The sequence below is a fragment of the Piscinibacter sp. PDB5-1 genome, assembly GCF_056676035.1.
In genome coordinates this window covers 74279-91198 of record NZ_JBWVZL010000002.1, presented here as the reverse complement: position 1 = coordinate 91198, position 16920 = coordinate 74279, and the positions used below count along the sequence as shown (strand labels likewise).

Here is a 16920-nt window from a genome sequence, read left to right as displayed (position 1 = left end):
CGAAGACCACACGATGAGGCTGGCGCTGGGCATCAGCTACCGGGGGCAGGCCTACACCGGTTGGCAGAGCCAGCCGAGCGGCCAGACCGTGCAGGACAAGCTCGAAGCCGCACTCTCGGCCTTTGCCGCGCAGCCCGTGGCAACGCTGTGTGCCGGCCGCACCGATGCCGGCGTACACGGCCTCAACCAGGTCGTGCACATCGACGCACCGGTCGAGCGCGAGTTGAACTCATGGGTGCGTGGCACCAACCGCTACCTTCCGAGCGACATCGCCGTGCAGTGGTGCCACGCGGTGGACGACAGCTTTCATGCCCGCAGCAGCGCGCGTGGCCGGCGCTATGCCTATGTGCTGCTCGAATCGCCGGTGCGCCCGGCTGTCGAGGCAGGGCAGGCCGGCTGGGTGTTTCGCCCGCTCGACGAGGCCGCGATGCGCGAGGCCGTGACGCACTTGCTGGGCGAGCACGACTTCAGCGCCTTTCGTGCCGCGGCGTGCCAGGCGCTTTCGCCGGTCAAGACGCTGCGCGGCATCGACATCCGCCGGCGCGGCCCGTATTGGCGTTTCGACTTCGACGGCAACGCCTTCCTGCACCACATGATCCGCAACATCATGGGCTGCCTCGTCGCCATCGGCAGCGGCAACCGCCCGCCGGCCTGGATGGCCGAGGTGCGCGATTCGCGTTCACGCGAGCGGGCCGCGCCGACCTTTTCCCCCGACGGGCTTTACTTCGTGGGCCCGTACTACGATGCCGAACTCGGCCTGCCCACGCACACCCCGGCGATGGACTGGCTGCCCGCCTGAACAGGGCGCGAACCAACCCGCCATGCCGCACCGCACCCGCATCAAGATCTGTGGCCTCACCCGCGAGGCCGACGTAGACGCCGCCGTCGAAGCCGGGGCCGACGCCATCGGCCTGGTCTTCTACGAACGCAGCCCGCGCCATGTGTCGATCGCACGCGGTGCGGAACTGGCGCGCCGCCTGCCGCCGTTCGTCACACCGGTGGGCTTGTTCGTGAATGCCGGTCCGGGGCACATCCAGGCCGCAGTGCAGGCCATCCCCACGCTGATGCTGCAGTTTCACGGGGACGAAACCGCGGCCGATTGCCGTGCGCCGGGCCGGCCCTACCTGCGGGCCGCACGCATGGCGCCAGGGTTCGATTTGCTAGACTTCGCGGCTCAGTTTCCCGACGCCCAGGGGCTGTTGCTCGACGCCCATGTCGAGGGTTATGGCGGCGGCGGAAAGGTCTTCGATTGGTCTCTCATTCCTCGGCACGTGCCCCGTCCGCTCGTTTTGTCTGGTGGGTTGCATGCCGCAAATGTGACGAGCGGCGTGCAGCAGGTGCGGCCCTGGGCCGTTGATGTGAGCTCCGGCGTCGAGACCGCGACCAAAGGCATCAAGGATGCCGACGCGATCCGCCGGTTCTGCGAGGCCGTGAGACTGGCCGACAGTCTGGCCGATGCCCCCCCGACCTGAACACCGAGACACCATGCTGAACTACGACCAACCCGATGCCCGCGGGCACTTCGGGCCCTATGGCGGCACCTTCGTCGCCGAAACGCTGATCCACGCGCTCGACGAGTTGAAGGCGGCCTACGACGAAGCGCGCCGAGACCCGGTCTTCATGGCCGAATACCAGTACGAATTGGCGCACTTCGTCGGCCGCCCGAGCCCCGTGTACCACTGCGCGCGCACCAGCCGCGAACTCGGCGGCGCGCAGATCTACCTGAAGCGCGAAGACCTCAACCACACCGGCGCGCACAAGGTCAACAACACCATCGGCCAGGCGCTGCTCGCGCGTCGCATGGGCAAGCCGCGCGTGATCGCCGAAACCGGCGCCGGCCAGCACGGCGTGGCCACCGCCACCATCTGCGCGCGCTACGGCATGGAATGCGTGGTCTACATGGGCAGCGAAGACGTCAAACGGCAGTCGCCCAACGTCTACCGCATGCACCTGCTGGGCGCGAAGGTGGTGCCGGTTGACAGTGGCTCGAAGACCCTGAAAGACGCGCTGAACGAAGCGATGCGTGACTGGGTCACCAACATCGAAAACACGTTCTACATCATCGGCACCGTGGCCGGCCCGCACCCTTACCCGGCGATGGTGCGCGACTTCCAGCGCGTCATCGGCGACGAGTGCATCACGCAGATGCCCGGCATGATCGGCACGCCTGAGCGCCAGCCCGACGCCGTGATCGCGTGCGTGGGTGGCGGCAGCAACGCGATGGGCATCTTCTACCCGTACATCCCGTTCGAAGGCACGCGGCTGATCGGCGTTGAAGCGGCCGGCGAGGGCCTCGACACCGACAAGCACTCGGCCAGCCTCACCAAGGGCACGCCCGGCGTGCTGCACGGCAACCGCACCTACCTGCTGCAAGACGACAACGGCCAGATCACCGAGACGCACTCGATCTCGGCCGGCCTCGACTACCCCGGTGTCGGCCCCGAGCACGCGTACCTGAAGGACATCGGCCGCGCCGAATACGTCGGCATCACCGATGCCGAGGCGCTGGCGGCCTTCCACTTCTTGTGCCGCACCGAAGGGATCATCCCGGCGCTGGAGTCGTCGCACGCCTTTGCGCACGCGATGAAGCTCGCGCCTACGATGCGCCCCGACCAGCACATCCTCGTCAACCTGTCGGGACGTGGCGACAAGGACATCGGCACCGTGGCCGACCTGTCGGGTGTCGAAGGCTTCTATGACCGGCCGTCGCAGGCGGGGCGTTCGGTCAAGGGTGCCGCGGCGCTGAAGGGCGGTGCGCAATGAGCCGCATCCGCGCAAGGTTCGAGACGCTCAAGACGCAGGGCCGCAAGGCGCTGATCCCTTACGTGACGGCGGGTGACCCGTACCCCGAGGCCACGGTCGAGCTGATGCTCGCCATGGCCAAGGCCGGGGCCGATGTCATCGAGCTGGGCGTGCCCTTCAGCGACCCGATGGCCGACGGCCCGGTGATCCAGCGCGCGGCCGAGCGGGCGCTCGCCAAGAAAGTCGGCATGCCGCAGGTGCTCGACTACGTGCGCGCCTTCCGCCAGCAAGACAACGAGACGCCCATCGTGCTGATGGGCTACGCCAATCCCATCGAGCGCTACGACCAGCGTCTGGGCGAACACGCCTTCGTGCGCGACGCTAGGGCCGCGGGTGTCGATGGCGTGCTGGTGGTGGACTACCCGCCCGAAGAGTGCGAGGCCTTCGCCCAGCGCATGACTTCGCAGGGGCTGGACCCGATCTTCCTGCTGGCACCCACCTCGACCGAGCAGCGCATGAAAGACATCGGCCGCATCGCGACGGGCTATGTCTACTACGTGTCGCTCAAGGGCGTGACCGGCGCGGGGCACCTCGACGTGAAGGCTGTGGCCGACATGGTGCCGCGCATCCGCCAGCACGTGAGCGTGCCGGTGGGCGTGGGCTTCGGCATCCGCGACGCCGAGACGGCCAAGGCCGTGGGTGCGGTGTCCGACGCGGTCGTGATCGGATCCCGCATCGTGCAATTGCTCGAAACCCAAAACCGCGACAATGTCGCCCTTGCCGGCGCGGCGTTCATCGCTGAAATCCGCGCCGCCCTCGATTCGCTGAAAGGAGCCCCCGCATGAGCTGGTTGGAAAAACTGCTGCCCCCCAAGATGCAGCAGACCGATCCGAGCGAACGCCGCACGGTGCCCGAAGGTCTGTGGATCAAGTGTCCGTCGTGCGAGACGGTGCTCTACAAGAACGACCTCGACCAGAACGTCAACGTCTGCCCCAAGTGCGGTCACCACCACCGCATCGGCGCGCGCGCCCGGCTCGACGCCTTCCTCGACGGCGAAGGCCGCTACGAGATCGGGCAAGAGGTCATCCCCGTCGATGCGCTCAAGTTCAAGGACAGCAAGCGCTACCCCGAGCGCCTGAAAGACGCGCTCGAAACCTCGAGCGAAACCGATGCGCTGGTGGTCATCGGCGGCTCGGTGCACACCATCCCGGTGGTGGCCGCCTGCTTCGAGTTCGACTTCATGGCCGGCTCGATGGGCTCGGTGGTCGGCGAGCGCTTCGTGCGTGGCGTCGAGACCGCCGTCGAGCAGAAGGTGCCTTTCATCAGCTTCGCCGCTTCGGGTGGCGCGCGCATGCAAGAAGGCCTCTTGAGCCTGATGCAGATGGCCAAGACCAACGCCGCGCTCACGCGCCTGGCGAAGGCGAAGCTGCCTTACATCAGCGTGCTGACCGATCCCACCATGGGCGGCGTGTCGGCCAGCTTCGCCTTTGTGGGCGATGTCGTGGTGGCCGAGCCCAAGGCGCTGATCGGCTTTGCCGGGCCGCGCGTGATCGAGAACACCGTGCGCGAAAAGCTGCCCGAGGGCTTCCAGCGCGCCGAGTTCCTGATGCAAAAGGGCGCCATCGACATGATCGTGGACCGCCGCGAGATGCGCGCGACGATCGCGCGGGCGCTGTCGATGCTGCAACGCCTGAGCGCCGACGCGGTGGCGTGATCCACGGTGTCTGAAGCAGGAAGGCGGCTTCGGCCGCCTTTGTTTTTTCACGCTTTGTTTTGTGACGGATTGAGCGAGGGCTTCGATACCTCAGCCCGAACGGTGATGGAGGCATGCGCACGGGTTAGATGGCGCATGCACCGAACCCGCTCCAACCTCCGTCCGTCCTGAGGTACCTAAGGGCCGCTCCGGCCTTGCAACCGAACGCCATGTCCATTCCCACCACCCTTGCCGATTGGCTCGCCCACTGCGAGCGCATCCACCCCCAAGAGATCGACATGACGCTCGACCGCGTGCGTGCGGTCAAGGATCGACTCGGCCTCTCGTTCAAGGTGCCCGTCATCACGGTGGCCGGCACCAACGGCAAGGGTTCGACCTGCATGATGCTCGAGACCATTGGCCTGCAGGCCGGCTACCGCGTGGGCCTGTACATCAAGCCGCACCTCGTGCACTTCGAAGAGCGCTGCCGCGTCAACGGCGAGATGGTGAAGGCGGACGAGTTGCTGCCGCACTTCGCAGCCGTGGAAGAAGCACGTGGCGACATCACGCTCAGCTACTTCGAGTTCACCACGCTGGTCATCCTGCGCTTGCTCTCGCAGGCCGCGCTCGACTTCGTGATCCTCGAAGTGGGTCTTGGCGGTCGCCTCGATGCCGTCAACATCATCGACACCGACTGCGCGGTGATCACGAGCATCGACATCGACCACATCGCCTACCTCGGGCCCGACCGTGAGTCGATCGGGCGCGAGAAGGCCGGCATCCTGCGCACTGGCAAACCGGCCATCGTCAGCGATCCGATGCCGCCGCAAAGCCTGATCGACCACGCGAAGGAGATCGACGCCGACCTGTGGCTGATCGGGCGCGACTTCAACTACGCCGGCGACAAGCAGCAGTGGGGCTGGGGCGGGCGCAACAAGCGCTTCAACGGCCTGGCCTATCCGGCGCTGCGCGGGGCCAACCAGTTGCTGAACGCCTCGGGCGCGCTGGCCGCCTTCGAGGCGCTGCGCGAGCACCTGCCCATCAACGCGCAGGCGGTGCGCAACGGGCTGGCGATGGTCGAGCTGCCCGGGCGCTTCCAGATCGTGCCCGGCCAGCCCACGCTCGTGCTCGACGTGGCGCACAACGTGCACGCCGTGTCGGCGCTCGCACAAAACCTCGACCAGATGGGTTTCTTTCCGCGCACGCACGTGGTGTTTGGCGCGATGGCCGACAAGGACATCCCGGCCATCCTCGCGCGCATGGCGCCGCTGGTGGACCACTGGTACTTCTGCGACCTGCCGATTCCTCGCGCTGCGACCGGTGAGCAGCTGCTCGCGATGCACCAGTCGGCCGGGCTCCAAGGGCCCGGTCCGGTGGGCACGAGCGTGCATTCCGACCCGCGGGAAGCCCTGCTCGCGGCCCTGGGTGCAGCAGACCCCGCTGATAGAATCGTTGCCTTCGGTTCGTTCTTCACCGTGGGCGGTGTGTTGAAAGACGGTCTGCCTCGTCTGACCGCAAAACACATGGGCTGAGACCCTGCATCCAGCCCGCATCCGCCGGGTGCCGCACCCGCGCCACCTGATCGCCGCAACGTCTCTCGCCTCACCTGGAACCGGCTCTGCATGGGTTTGCTGTCCTTTCTGAAGCGCACTTCCGGTGACTCGCCCAAGGCGGCACCCCTCACCGAGTCGGTCGATTCGGTTCAGCAGGCCCGCACCCGCGCGCGGCAACGCCTCATCGGCGCCGTGGTGCTGGTGGTGTTGGGGGTGATCGGCTTCTCGCTGCTGTTCGAGACCCAGCCCCGGCCCGTGTCGGTCGATGTGCCCATCGAGATCGCGCGCCGCGAGGGCAGCTTGGGGCCGGCCCCGTCGTCGTCGCGCCGTCCCGCGCCACCCGATCCTGCAGTGGCGCGCAGCGAGGTGGTCACGGAGTCGCCCGCTGAAGCCGGCCGCGAGGTGGCACCGACGCCCGCCCCGGTGGCCTCGGCCCCGCGCGCCGAGCCCGCCCGGCCCCGCGAAACCCCGACCCCAACCGAAGCCCGCCGCGCCGAGGCGCGCACGCCGGCTGCATCGGCCCCGATGCGTGCCAACGAGGCCGCCCGTGCGCAGGCCTTGCTCGACGGCCGCGAGGCCCCCGCCGCATCGGCCGGCCGCTTCGTCGTGCAGGTCGGCGCCTTCGCCGAGACGGGCGCCGCCCGCGAGGTGCGCCAGAAGGTCGAAAAGCTGGGCCTGAAGACCTACACGCAAGTCGTCGAAACCTCGGGCGGCAACCGCATCCGCGTGCGCGTGGGGCCGTTCGCCTCGCGCGACGAAGCCGACCGCGCGGCCGGCAAGCTCAAGTCGGCGGGGTTGCCCTCGTCGGTGCTGACGCTGTGAGCCTCGACATGGCCTGGGTGGACATCGCCTTGCTGGTGGTCCTCGGCTTCTCGGTCGTCGTGGGCATCGTGCGCGGGCTAGTGTTCGAACTGATGTCGCTGCTCGGTTGGCTGGCCGCGTGGATCGCCGCGCAGTGGCTCTCGCCGCTGGCCGCACCGTACGTCCCCATCGGCGAGCCGCACTCGGCGATGAACCATGCCGCCGCGTTTGCGGCGACCTTCGTCGTGGCGCTGATCGTCTGGAGCATCGTCGCGCGCGTGCTGCGCATGCTCGTGCATGCCACGCCGCTGAGCGTGCCCGACCGGCTGCTCGGTGCCGTGTTCGGCTTGCTGCGCGGCGTGCTCGTGCTGCTGGCCGTGGCGACCGTGGTGGGCCTCACGCCTCTGATGAAGTCGAATGCGTGGCAGGCCTCGGCCGGGGCGGGCTGGCTGCATGCCGCCCTGCACGGCCTGAAGCCGCTGCTGCCTGAACAAATTTCCCAGCATCTGCCGGCCTGAAAGCCGCGCGAACCCAAGGACCTGAGCTATGTGTGGCATCGTCGGTGTGATTTCGAAGGCACCGGTCAACCAGTTGATCTACGACGCGCTGCTGCTGTTGCAGCACCGCGGCCAAGACGCCGCCGGCATCGTCACGATGCAGGGCACCAAGTGCTTCATGCACAAGGCGCGCGGCATGGTGCGCGACGTGTTCCGCACGCGAAACATGCGGGCCTTGCCCGGCACCGTGGGCCTGGGCCAGGTGCGCTACCCGACCGCCGGCAACGCCTACAGCGAAGAAGAGGCGCAGCCGTTCTACGTCAACGCGCCCTACGGCATCGTGCTCGTGCACAACGGCAACCTGACGAACGCGCATTCGCTGAAAGACGAGTTGTTCGCCATCGACCGCCGCCACATCAACACCACGAGCGACACCGAGGTGCTGATCAACGTGCTGGCGCACGAGCTGGAGCGCGCGACCACCGACCTGCCGCTGTCGCCCGGCGACATCTTCAAGGCCGTGGGCGCGGTGCACAAGCGCTTGAAGGGCTCGTACGCGGTGATCGCGCTGATCGCCGGCCACGGGCTGCTGGCCTTCCGCGACCCGTTCGGCATCCGCCCGCTGTGCTACGGCGAGGGCGACACGCCCGAAGGCCACGAGGTGATGGTGGCGAGCGAATCGGTCGCGGTCGAAGGCACGGGCCACAAGGTGACCCGCGACGTGCAGCCGGGCGAGGCGATCTTCATCGACCTCAACGGCAAGGTGCACGCGCAGCAGTGCGCCGAGAACCCGTCGCTCAATCCGTGCATGTTCGAGTTCGTGTACCTGGCACGTCCCGACTCGGTGATGGACGGCATCTCGGTCTACCAGGCCCGCCTCAACATGGGCGAGACGCTGGCGCAGCGCCTGGTGTCGACCATTCCGCCGAGCGAGATCGACGTGGTGATCCCGATCCCCGAGTCGAGCCGGCCCTCGGCCATGCAACTCGCGCAAAAGATCGGCAAGCCCTACCGCGAAGGCTTCGTGAAGAACCGCTATGTCGGCCGCACCTTCATCATGCCGGGGCAGGGCGTGCGCAAGAAGTCGGTGCGCCAGAAGCTCAACGCCATCGAGGTCGAGTTCAAGGGCCGCAATGTGCTGCTGGTGGACGACTCGATCGTGCGCGGCACCACCTCGAAGGAAATCGTGCAGATGGCTCGCGATGCCGGTGCGCGCAAGGTCTACATGGCCTCGGCTGCGCCGCCGGTGCGCTACCCCAACGTGTACGGCATCGACATGCCCACCAGTGAAGAGCTGATCGCGCACAACCGCAGCATCGAAGAAATCCGCCAGTTCATCGGCGCCGATGCGCTGATCTACCAAGACGTCGATTCGATGAAGAAGGTCGTCGGCGCCCTGAACCCGCAGATCGCGAGCTTCGAGGCCTCGTGCTTCGATGGTCGCTACATCACGGGCGACGTGTCGGCCGCCGATTTCGATGCCATGGCCACGCAGCGCAAATCGCAAGGCGAAGAAGAAGAGGGCGCCGACCGCTCGCGCCTCGCGCTGCAGAACGCATCGGAGCAAACCGGATGAGCCAAGCGAAGAAGACCCTCCCGCGCAAGCAGCTACCGGCGGACGCCCGGCTCGACACGCTGGCCGTTCGCGAGGGCCTGCCGCCCAGTGCCTGGGGCGAAAACTCCGAAGCGCTTTTTCTCACCAGCAGCTTCGTGCAGCCCGATGCGGCCACCGCCGCCGCGCGCTTTGCGAACGAAGAAGAAGCCTTCATCTATTCGCGCTTCACCAACCCGACGGTGATGATGTTCGAGCGTCGCCTGGCCGCGCTCGAAGGCACCGAGGCGTGCATCGGCACGTCGAGCGGCATGAGCGCCATCCTGCTGCTCGGCATGGGCCTGCTGAAGGCGGGCGACCATGTCGTCTGCTCGCAAAGCGTGTTCGGCGCGACCATCATGTTGCTCGGCCGCGAGTTCGCGAAGTTCGGCGTCGAAACGAGCTTCGTGTCGCAGACCGACGTGAGCGCGTGGCGCGACGCGATCAAGCCGAACACCCGGCTCTTGTTCGCCGAGTCGCCGACCAACCCGCTGACCGAGGTGTGCGACATCCGCGCGCTGGCCGAAGTCGCCAAGGTGGCCGGTGCCTGGCTCGCGGTGGACAACTGCTTCTGCTCGCCCGCGCTGCAACGCCCGGCCGAGTACGGGGCCGATTTCATCGTGCATTCGGGCACCAAGTACCTCGACGGCCAGGGCCGTGTGCTGGCCGGCGCCATTTGCACCAGCCAGAAGCACATCGACGAGAAGTTCATGCCCGTGATGCGCAGTGCCGGCATGTCGCTGTCGCCCTTCAATGCGTGGGTCGTGCTCAAGGGCATGGAGACGCTGTCGATCCGCATGAAGGCGCAAGGCGAGCGGGCGCTCGAACTGGCCACGTGGCTCGAACAGCAACCGGCCATCGAGCGTGTGTTCTACCCGGGGCTCAAGTCGCATCCGCAGCACGAGCTGGCGATGGCGCAGCAATCGGGCAGCGGTGGCGCGGTGCTGTCGTTCATCGTCAAGGGCCAGCAGACGGGCGGCCCGGCGCTGGCGCGCAAGAACGCCTTCCATGTGATCGACCACACGCAGGTGTGCTCGATCACCGCCAACCTGGGCGACACCAAGACCACCATCACGCACCCGGCCAGCACCTCGCATGGCCGCTTGACCGAAGAGCAGCGCCTAGCCGCCGGCATCACGCAGGGCATGGTCCGCGTGGCCGTGGGGCTCGACGATGTCGAAGACCTCAAGGCCGACCTGCTGCGTGGTCTGTCGTCCCTTTGATTGCTCTCACCCTGACCGCATCGCCCTGATCGCATGACCACGAAGATCCGCACCCGCATCGCGCCATCGCCCACCGGCTTTCTGCACCTGGGCACCGCGCGCACGGCCTTGTATTCCTGGGCGTTCGCGCGCCACCACGGCGGCGAGTTCGTGCTGCGCATCGAAGACACCGACGTGGCCCGCTCGACGCAAGACTCGGTCGAGCAAATCATCGCCGCGATGAATTGGCTCGGCCTCGATGCCGACGAAGGCCCGATCTACCAGATGCAGCGGCTCGACCGCTACGAGGCGGTGGCCGAACAGCTCATCGCCGAAGGCAAGGCCTACCGCTGCTACGCCACGCCCGAAGAGCTCGACGCGATGCGTGACGCGCAGAAGGCCCGGGGCGAGAAGACGCTCTACGACCGCCGCTGGCGCCCCGAGCCGGGCAAGACGCTGCCGCCGGTGCCCGAAGGCGTGAAGCCGGTGATCCGCTTTTGCAATCCGCTGGACGGCGCGGTGACCTGGGACGACCTTGTCAAAGGCCCCATCACCATCGCCAACCGCGAGATCGACGACTTGATCATCGTGCGCACCGACGGCGTGCCGACCTACAACTTCGCCGTGGTCGTCGATGACTGGGACATGCGCATCAGCCACGTCTTCCGCGGCGACGAGCACATCAACAACACGCCGTGGCAGATCAACATCTTCCACGCGCTCGGTGCGCCGCTGCCCTTGTTCGGGCACTTGCCGATCATCCTGGGCGACGACGGGCTCAAGTTGTCGAAGCGCCGTGGTGCGGTCAGCGTGACCGAGTACGAAGCCAACGGCTACCTGCCCGAGGCCATGCTCAACTACCTGGCCCGCCTCGGCTGGAGCCACGGCGACGACGAACTCTTCTCACGCGAGCAGTTCGTGGCTTGGTTCGATGGCAACCACTTGTCCAAGAGCCCGGCCCAGTGGGACCCGGCCAAGCTGGCGTGGGTCAATGCCCAGTACCTCAAGACCATCGCCGAAGACCGCCTGGCCGCGCTCGTGAGCGCGCAACTGGCGCGTCGCGGCATCGAGGCAGGTGTTGAGTCGCTGGCGCGCGTTGTCGGCCTGTTCAAGGACCGCTGCTCGACCACGGTCGAGTTGGCCGACTGGGTGGCGATGTACTTCGCACCGGTTGTGCCGTCGAGCGAAGACCTGGCCGCGCACGTGACCGATGCCGTGAAGCCTGCCGTGCAAACCTTGCGCGACAAGTTGCAGGCCATCGAATGGACCAAGGCCACCATCGCTGCCGCCATCAAAGAGACGCTCGGTGCCCATGGCCTGAAGATGCCGCAACTCGCGCACGCCGTGCGTGTGCTGGTGTGCGGCCGCGCTCAAACGCCCTCGGTGGATGCAGTGCTTGAGTTGTTCGAAAAAGAAGTTGTCATCAAACGATTGCAAAGCCTCTAAAAATCGGTCTATACTCGCGGTCTCGCTTGAACAGCGCAGCCTTCAAGGTTGAAACCAAGAGGGGGTATAGCTCAGCTGGGAGAGCGCTTGCATGGCATGCAAGAGGTCAGCGGTTCGATCCCGCTTACCTCCACCAAAAGTTAAAGCTTGAGGTGGCGCGCAGTTCAAGATGAACGAAGAATTTGTCCCCTTCGTCTAGAGGCCTAGGACACCACCCTTTCACGGTGGCTACAGGGGTTCGAATCCCCTAGGGGACGCCAAGTTTGATGGCGCTTGTGCAGAGATGCAGAAGCCATCTGGAGTGGTAGTTCAGTTGGTTAGAATACCGGCCTGTCACGCCGGGGGTCGCGGGTTCGAGCCCCGTCCACTCCGCCAACGTTTCAAGCAAAACGCCGTCCCTAGGGACGGCGTTTTGCTTTGTGCTGTGCGTTCTTCTGCTTGGGTTCGACGCATGCGGTGAAACCGGTGGCGGCGCTGCTCGTGACCGGCCCTTCAGCCAGGCGACTCAGTGATCGTCAACGTCGCGGCGAGTCCATCGCCGAGGCTGCTGCTTACCGAAGCGCATCACCTGTGCCGGCAGGTCCTGCATCTGCCGGGGTGATGCTGGGGCGCTGTGACGCGCCCCGCGCAATCAGCGCGACTCTTTCAATGCCCGCTCGATATGGCGCCGCGCTTCCTGGCGTTCATGGCGTTTCGATTTTGTGTGCGCGCCGGCCTTGCGTTTTGCTGTGGGCGCGACGAGCGGATTGCGCGGCTTGGGGGGCGCGAGCTTGAGTTTGATCTTGCGAAGCGAGGTCATGGTGGACGCTTGTTGAGCGAGGCGCGCAAGGGTAGTGACACGAGGCCGGTTGTCAACCCGGTGCCCACGAGGATGGCGCCACAGCCCAGGGCCATCGCCAGCGTGACGTGCTCGTCGAGCACCAGGCCTCCCCAGGCCATGGCGAAGAGCGGCACGAGGAAGGTCACCGACAGCGCGTTGGCCGAGCCCGCGCTGGCGATCAGGCGGAAGTACATGACGAAGGCGATGCCCGTGCACACCACGGCCAGCAGCAAGGCCGCGACCCAGGCGCTGGCGGGTGGGTTCACGGCCGGCCACGCAAACCACGCCGGCGGCAGCAGCAGCAACGAGGCGACGATCTGGCAGCCGGCGGCAACGCCCAGCGGCGGCACGTTCGAGAGGTAGCGCCGGGTTGCGCTGGCGGCCACGCCGTAGCAGATCGCCGCGCCCATGCAGGCGATGATGGCCAGGGTGCTGCCCAGGCCCGGCGCCATCTCGAAGCCACCGCGCGAGGCCACCAGCCACGCGACACCACCGAAGCCGATGCCCAGCCCGACCATGCGCGAGGCATTGAGCCGGTCGCCCAGCCAGACCCACGCAATCACCGCGCCGAAGAGCGGCGTGGCGGCGTTGAACACCGACGAGAGGCCGGCTGGAATCCACAACGCCGCGTACGAATAAAACAGGAAGGGCAGCGCCGAGTTGATGGCGCCCAGCAGCAGCAAGGCGCGCCAGTGCCGCAGCAGTGCCGGGCCTTGCCGGTACCAGGCCAGCATGGGCACCAGGAAGAGCAGCGAGCCGGTGGCACGCACCGCCGCCAGCGCCACCGGGCCGAACGAATCGGCCCCCATGCGCATGAAGAGGAACGACGCGCCCCAGATCGCCGCGAGCACGGCCAGCTCGAGGCTTTGCGCAGGCGTCATAGCAGCACCGCCTGGGCCGATGCGGCGGTGGCGGCCGCAGCCGGCGCCCCCAACCGGGCCTCGATGTCGAGCAGCGCGCGCTTGCGGTGCAGGCCACCCGCGTAACCGGTGAGGCTGCCATCGCGCCCCAGCACCCGATGGCAGGGCACGATGATGCCGATGGGGTTGCGCCCGATGGCCACGCCCACCGCACGCACCGCGAGCGGCGAGCCGATCTCTCGGGCGATGTCTGAGTAGCAGCAATGCGCCCCGGCCTCGATGCGCAGCAGCGCCTGCCACACGGCCTTTTGGAACGGCGTGCCATGCAGGTCGAGCGGCATCTCGAAGCGCTGCCGCTCACCGGCGAAGTACGCCGCCAGCTCGGCCATGGCCTGCTGCAGCAAAGGGTCGTCGCCGCGCTCGGGCGCGGGCAGCGGCGACGGAAAGTCTTTCTGGTCGATGAACCAGACACCGGCCAGGCCGTCGGCGGTGCGTGCGAGCAGCATCGGCCCGAGCGGGGACGGCCACCAGGCTTGCGCGGTGCACAGGGTGGCGAGGCTGCGGTGGGTGAACAGGGGCATGGGGCGTCCTTCGGCGATCAGGGGGTGGCAGCCGTGGGCACGGCGGCCGGGCTGGCGAGGCTGTTCCACAGCCGCAGCACGGCGTAGCCGCGCCAGGGGCGCCAGCGTTGCGACTGTTGCTCGGCCTCGGCCGGCGAGCGGGTGCCAAAGAGCGATTGCATGGCCTTGATGACGGCCACGTCGCGCGGCGGAAAGGCATCGGGCCAGCCCAGGCTGCGCATCGCGATGTAGTGCGCCGTCCACGGGCCGATGCCGGGCAGGGCGCGCAACTGCTCGATCAGGCGCTCGGGCGACGCCGGCCGGCCGAGTTCGCGCGACCACACCGGCCAGGCCGCTGCCAGGGACTGGATGGCGCCGGCCCGGGTGCGGATGATCCCCAACTCGGCGATGGCCTCGATCGGCGCATCGGCCAGCACCTGCGGCGCCGGAAAGACCCGGCGCACCTCGGCCCAGGGGCTCGCCACCGGCGTGCCGAAGCGCTCGACCAAGCGGCGCGCGAGCGTCCGGGCCGCGGCCACCGTGACCTGCTGGCCCAGCACGGCGCGCACGACCAGCTCGAACGCGTCGAGGGCCCCGGGCAGGCGCAGCCCCGGCGCGCCCGGCAAGTCGGCCAGCGCCGCGTCGATGGTCTGCGGCGAGGCGTCGAGGTCGAGCCAGCGGCGCACGGCCGTCACGACACGCGCGCTGTGCGCGGCCCATGCCGGTGTGAAGCGCACGCGCACCCGCGCGCCGCCCACCGGCCGTTCGGGCAGGAACTCGGCTTCGATCCACCCGGCGTGCGCACCGAACACACCGGTCGGCACGCTGCGGCGTATGCGCGAGCCTTCGACCGATTCGATGCCGTCGATGGCGCGCTGCGCCAGAAAGCCCGTCATCGCCGCCACGTCGTAGGGCAGGCGGTGGCCAAGCATCAACTCGATGGCTTCGGGCGCGGCGGTGCAGGCAGGCTCGGCCAGCGCGCGCAGCCGCGTCGGGTTCATGCGGTAGCTGTCGGCGAAGGCCGCGTTGAAGCGGCGCAGGCTGCCGAAGCCGCTGGCCAGCGCGATGTCGCCGACGGGCAGGCGCGTGTCGGTCAGCAACTGCTTGGCCAGCAGCAGCCGGCGCGTCTGCAGGTACTGCAGCGGCGTCACGCCATGCTCGGCCTGGAAGATGCGGCGCAGGTGCCGGTCGCTCACGCCCAGCTGCGCGGCCAGCTCGGCGATGCTCGCGCCCTGCGCGCTGCCTTCGGCCGCCGAGATGCGCTCATCGAGCCATTGCGCCGCCTGCTGGGCGAGGGTGCGCGACGCGTCCATCACGGTCCACGTCCACCCCGGGCCCGGCGCCACTTCGGGGCGGCACTTGAGGCAGGGCCTGAACGATGCGGCCTCGGCCTGCGCCGGCGTATCGAAGAAGCGGCAGTTCTCGCGGCGCGGCGTGCGCACCCGGCAGATGGGGCGGCAATAAATGCCGGTCGATGTCACGCCGACAAACAGCCGGCCGTCGAAGCGGGCGTCGCGGGCCTTGAAGACTTCGTAAGAAGCGGCGTGGTCGAAGGGCATGCGGTCGATTATGGGCAGTGGGCCGGGGCGGGACTGGCCGTTTTCGGACACGTCGCCGGGGCTTTGCCGCTGGCCCGAAACCCGCTTTCAGGGTCGCGGTTCGAGGTCTCGCGGCGGTCGCGGGCCTCCCTACAATCCGCCCACTTCACAGAAGGAGCCCGTCCCCATGCAAGTCAGCGCGTCCAACTTCAAGGCTTATGACATTCGCGGCATCGTCGGCAAGACCATCGACGAAGCCTTCGCCGAACACCTGGGACGCGCGTTCGGCAGCGAGGCCGTGGCCGCCGGCGAGAAGGCCGTGGCCGTGGGCCGCGACGGGCGCCTGTCGGGCCCGGGCCTCGTGGCCGCGCTGATCCGCGGCCTGGCCTCGACCGGCCTCGACGTGGTGGACATCGGCGCCGTCACCACGCCGATGCTGTACTACGTGGCCGCCACGCGCGGCAAGCACGGCTGCAACAGTGGCATTCAAGTGACCGGCAGCCACAACCCGAAGGACTACAACGGCTTCAAGATGGTGCTGGCCGGCCGCGCGATCTATGGCGACGACATTCAAAAGCTGCGCCAGCGCATCGAGGCCGAAGACTATGTGAAGGGCACCGGCCGCTCGGCCACGATGGACATCCTCGCCGAGTACAGCCACCGCATCACCAGCGACTGCAAGCTCAAGCGCAAGATGAAGATCGTGGTCGATTCGGGCAACGGCATTCCGGGTGCGTCGGCCCCGGGCATCTTGCGCGCGCTGGGCTGCGACGTGACCGAGCTGTACAGCGAGGTCGATGGCGACTTTCCGAACCACCACCCCGACCCGAGCAAGCCCGAGAACCTGGCCGACCTGATCCGCACGGTGAAAGAGACCGGCGCCGAGATCGGCCTCGCGTTCGACGGTGACGGCGACCGCCTCGGCGTGGTCACGAAGGAAGGCCACATCATCTACCCCGACCGGCAGTTGATGCTGTTTGCCACTGACATCCTCTCGCGCAACAAGGGCGCGACCATCATCTACGACGTGAAGTGCACGCAGCGCCTCGCGCCCGTCATCAAGAAGGCCGGCGGCAAGCCACTGATGTGGAAGACCGGGCACTCGCTGGTCAAGGCCAAGATGAAAGAGATGAAGGCGCCGATCGCCGGCGAGATGAGCGGCCACATCTTCTTCGGCGAGCGCTGGTACGGCTTCGACGACGCCACCTACACGGCGGCTCGGCTGCTTGAGATCCTGTCGCGCAGCAAGAACCCGAGCCAGGTCTTGAACGACTTGCCCACCAGCCACAACACGCCCGAGCTGAATGTGGCCTGCGAAGAAGGCGAGCCGAAGCGGCTGGTCGAAAAGCTGCTCGAAACCGCCAAGTTCCCGGGCGCCGAGGTGAGCACCATCGACGGCGTGCGCGCCGACTACAAAGACGGCTTCGGCCTCATTCGCTCGTCGAACACCACGCCCGTGCTCGTGCTGCGCTTCGAGGGCCACACGGCCGAAGCGTTGCACCGCATCGAGAGCGACTTCATGCAGGCGCTCAAGGTCGTCAAGCCCGACGCCAAGATCGCGGCGGCGGCGCACTGATGTCGTTCGCTGCGTCACGGCCCGGTGTTGTCGGGCGCCTG

Annotated in this window: 16 protein-coding genes and 3 tRNA genes; 15 read left to right on the top strand and 4 right to left on the bottom strand. The window is 67.6% G+C overall.

What is annotated here, in order from left to right; genetic code table 11:
* Positions 1-13: 13 nt before the first annotated feature.
* The 14 genes from truA to AC1KAT_RS07730 all read left to right on the top strand — a co-directional run bounded on the left by truA (position 14) and on the right by AC1KAT_RS07730 (position 11900).
* Positions 14-799 (top strand): tRNA pseudouridine(38-40) synthase TruA, encoded by a 786-nt coding sequence (truA, locus tag AC1KAT_RS07795; RefSeq protein ID WP_480324502.1) that lies wholly within the window; start codon positions 14-16, stop codon positions 797-799.
* Positions 800-821: 22 nt separating this feature from the next.
* Entirely contained in the window at positions 822-1472 is a 651-nt protein-coding gene (locus AC1KAT_RS07790; protein ID WP_480324499.1) for a phosphoribosylanthranilate isomerase, read from the top strand.
* Positions 1473-1485: 13 nt separating this feature from the next.
* Complete coding sequence (gene trpB / locus AC1KAT_RS07785; RefSeq protein ID WP_480324497.1) at positions 1486-2763, top strand: tryptophan synthase subunit beta; 1278 nt, start codon at positions 1486-1488, stop codon at positions 2761-2763.
* On the top strand, positions 2760-3587 hold the full coding sequence (gene trpA / locus AC1KAT_RS07780) for a tryptophan synthase subunit alpha (protein ID WP_480324495.1): 828 nt from the start codon (positions 2760-2762) through the stop codon (positions 3585-3587). The genes trpB and trpA overlap by 4 nt, the downstream gene beginning before the upstream one ends.
* Positions 3584-4456: an acetyl-CoA carboxylase, carboxyltransferase subunit beta gene (gene accD, locus AC1KAT_RS07775; RefSeq protein ID WP_480324493.1), complete on the top strand. Its 873-nt coding sequence runs from the start codon at positions 3584-3586 to the stop codon at positions 4454-4456. Before trpA ends, accD begins: the two co-directional genes overlap by 4 nt.
* 209 nt (positions 4457-4665) lie before the next feature.
* Positions 4666-5967 (top strand): bifunctional tetrahydrofolate synthase/dihydrofolate synthase, encoded by a 1302-nt coding sequence (gene folC, locus AC1KAT_RS07770; protein ID WP_480324491.1) that lies wholly within the window; start codon positions 4666-4668, stop codon positions 5965-5967.
* A gap of 90 nt (positions 5968-6057) precedes the next feature.
* Positions 6058-6810: an SPOR domain-containing protein gene (locus AC1KAT_RS07765; RefSeq protein ID WP_480324489.1), complete on the top strand. Its 753-nt coding sequence runs from the start codon at positions 6058-6060 to the stop codon at positions 6808-6810.
* Positions 6807-7307 carry a CvpA family protein gene (locus AC1KAT_RS07760; RefSeq protein WP_480324487.1) on the top strand — a complete coding sequence of 167 codons (501 nt, stop codon included), beginning with the start codon at positions 6807-6809 and terminating at the stop codon, positions 7305-7307. Before AC1KAT_RS07765 ends, AC1KAT_RS07760 begins: the two co-directional genes overlap by 4 nt.
* 28 nt (positions 7308-7335) lie before the next feature.
* Positions 7336-8862 carry an amidophosphoribosyltransferase gene (purF, locus tag AC1KAT_RS07755; RefSeq protein WP_480324485.1) on the top strand — a complete coding sequence of 509 codons (1527 nt, stop codon included), beginning with the start codon at positions 7336-7338 and terminating at the stop codon, positions 8860-8862.
* On the top strand, positions 8859-10100 hold the full coding sequence (locus AC1KAT_RS07750; RefSeq protein ID WP_480324483.1) for an O-succinylhomoserine sulfhydrylase: 1242 nt from the start codon (positions 8859-8861) through the stop codon (positions 10098-10100). Before purF ends, AC1KAT_RS07750 begins: the two co-directional genes overlap by 4 nt.
* 33 nt (positions 10101-10133) lie before the next feature.
* Entirely contained in the window at positions 10134-11525 is a 1392-nt protein-coding gene (gene gltX / locus AC1KAT_RS07745; RefSeq protein WP_480324481.1) for a glutamate--tRNA ligase, read from the top strand.
* Between the two features lie 60 nt (positions 11526-11585).
* Positions 11586-11661, top strand: a tRNA-Ala gene (locus tag AC1KAT_RS07740).
* Positions 11662-11709: 48 nt separating this feature from the next.
* Positions 11710-11785: transfer RNA gene (locus AC1KAT_RS07735), tRNA-Glu, on the top strand.
* Between the two features lie 38 nt (positions 11786-11823).
* A tRNA-Asp gene (locus tag AC1KAT_RS07730) sits at positions 11824-11900 on the top strand.
* 256 nt (positions 11901-12156) lie between these two features.
* Here AC1KAT_RS07730 and AC1KAT_RS07725 read toward each other — a convergent pair.
* From AC1KAT_RS07725 to AC1KAT_RS07710, 4 genes are read right to left on the bottom strand one after another with little or no spacing between them, the layout of a single operon-like run.
* Complete coding sequence (locus tag AC1KAT_RS07725) at positions 12157-12324, bottom strand: hypothetical protein (protein ID WP_480324479.1); 168 nt, start codon at positions 12322-12324, stop codon at positions 12157-12159.
* On the bottom strand, positions 12321-13226 hold the full coding sequence (locus tag AC1KAT_RS07720) for a DMT family transporter (RefSeq protein WP_480324477.1): 906 nt from the start codon (positions 13224-13226) through the stop codon (positions 12321-12323). The genes AC1KAT_RS07725 and AC1KAT_RS07720 overlap by 4 nt, the downstream gene beginning before the upstream one ends.
* On the bottom strand, positions 13223-13786 hold the full coding sequence (locus AC1KAT_RS07715) for a methylated-DNA--[protein]-cysteine S-methyltransferase (RefSeq protein WP_480324475.1): 564 nt from the start codon (positions 13784-13786) through the stop codon (positions 13223-13225). The genes AC1KAT_RS07720 and AC1KAT_RS07715 overlap by 4 nt, the downstream gene beginning before the upstream one ends.
* A 17-nt stretch (positions 13787-13803) precedes the next feature.
* Positions 13804-15324 (bottom strand): DNA-3-methyladenine glycosylase 2 family protein, encoded by a 1521-nt coding sequence (locus AC1KAT_RS07710; protein ID WP_480324473.1) that lies wholly within the window; start codon positions 15322-15324, stop codon positions 13804-13806.
* Between the two features lie 166 nt (positions 15325-15490).
* Between AC1KAT_RS07710 and AC1KAT_RS07705 the strand changes: the two genes are divergently transcribed.
* The gene (locus AC1KAT_RS07705) at positions 15491-16879 is read left to right on the top strand and encodes a phosphomannomutase/phosphoglucomutase (protein ID WP_480324471.1); all 1389 of its coding nucleotides are present in this window, start codon (positions 15491-15493) and stop codon (positions 16877-16879) included.
* The last annotated feature ends 41 nt before the right edge of the window (positions 16880-16920 follow it).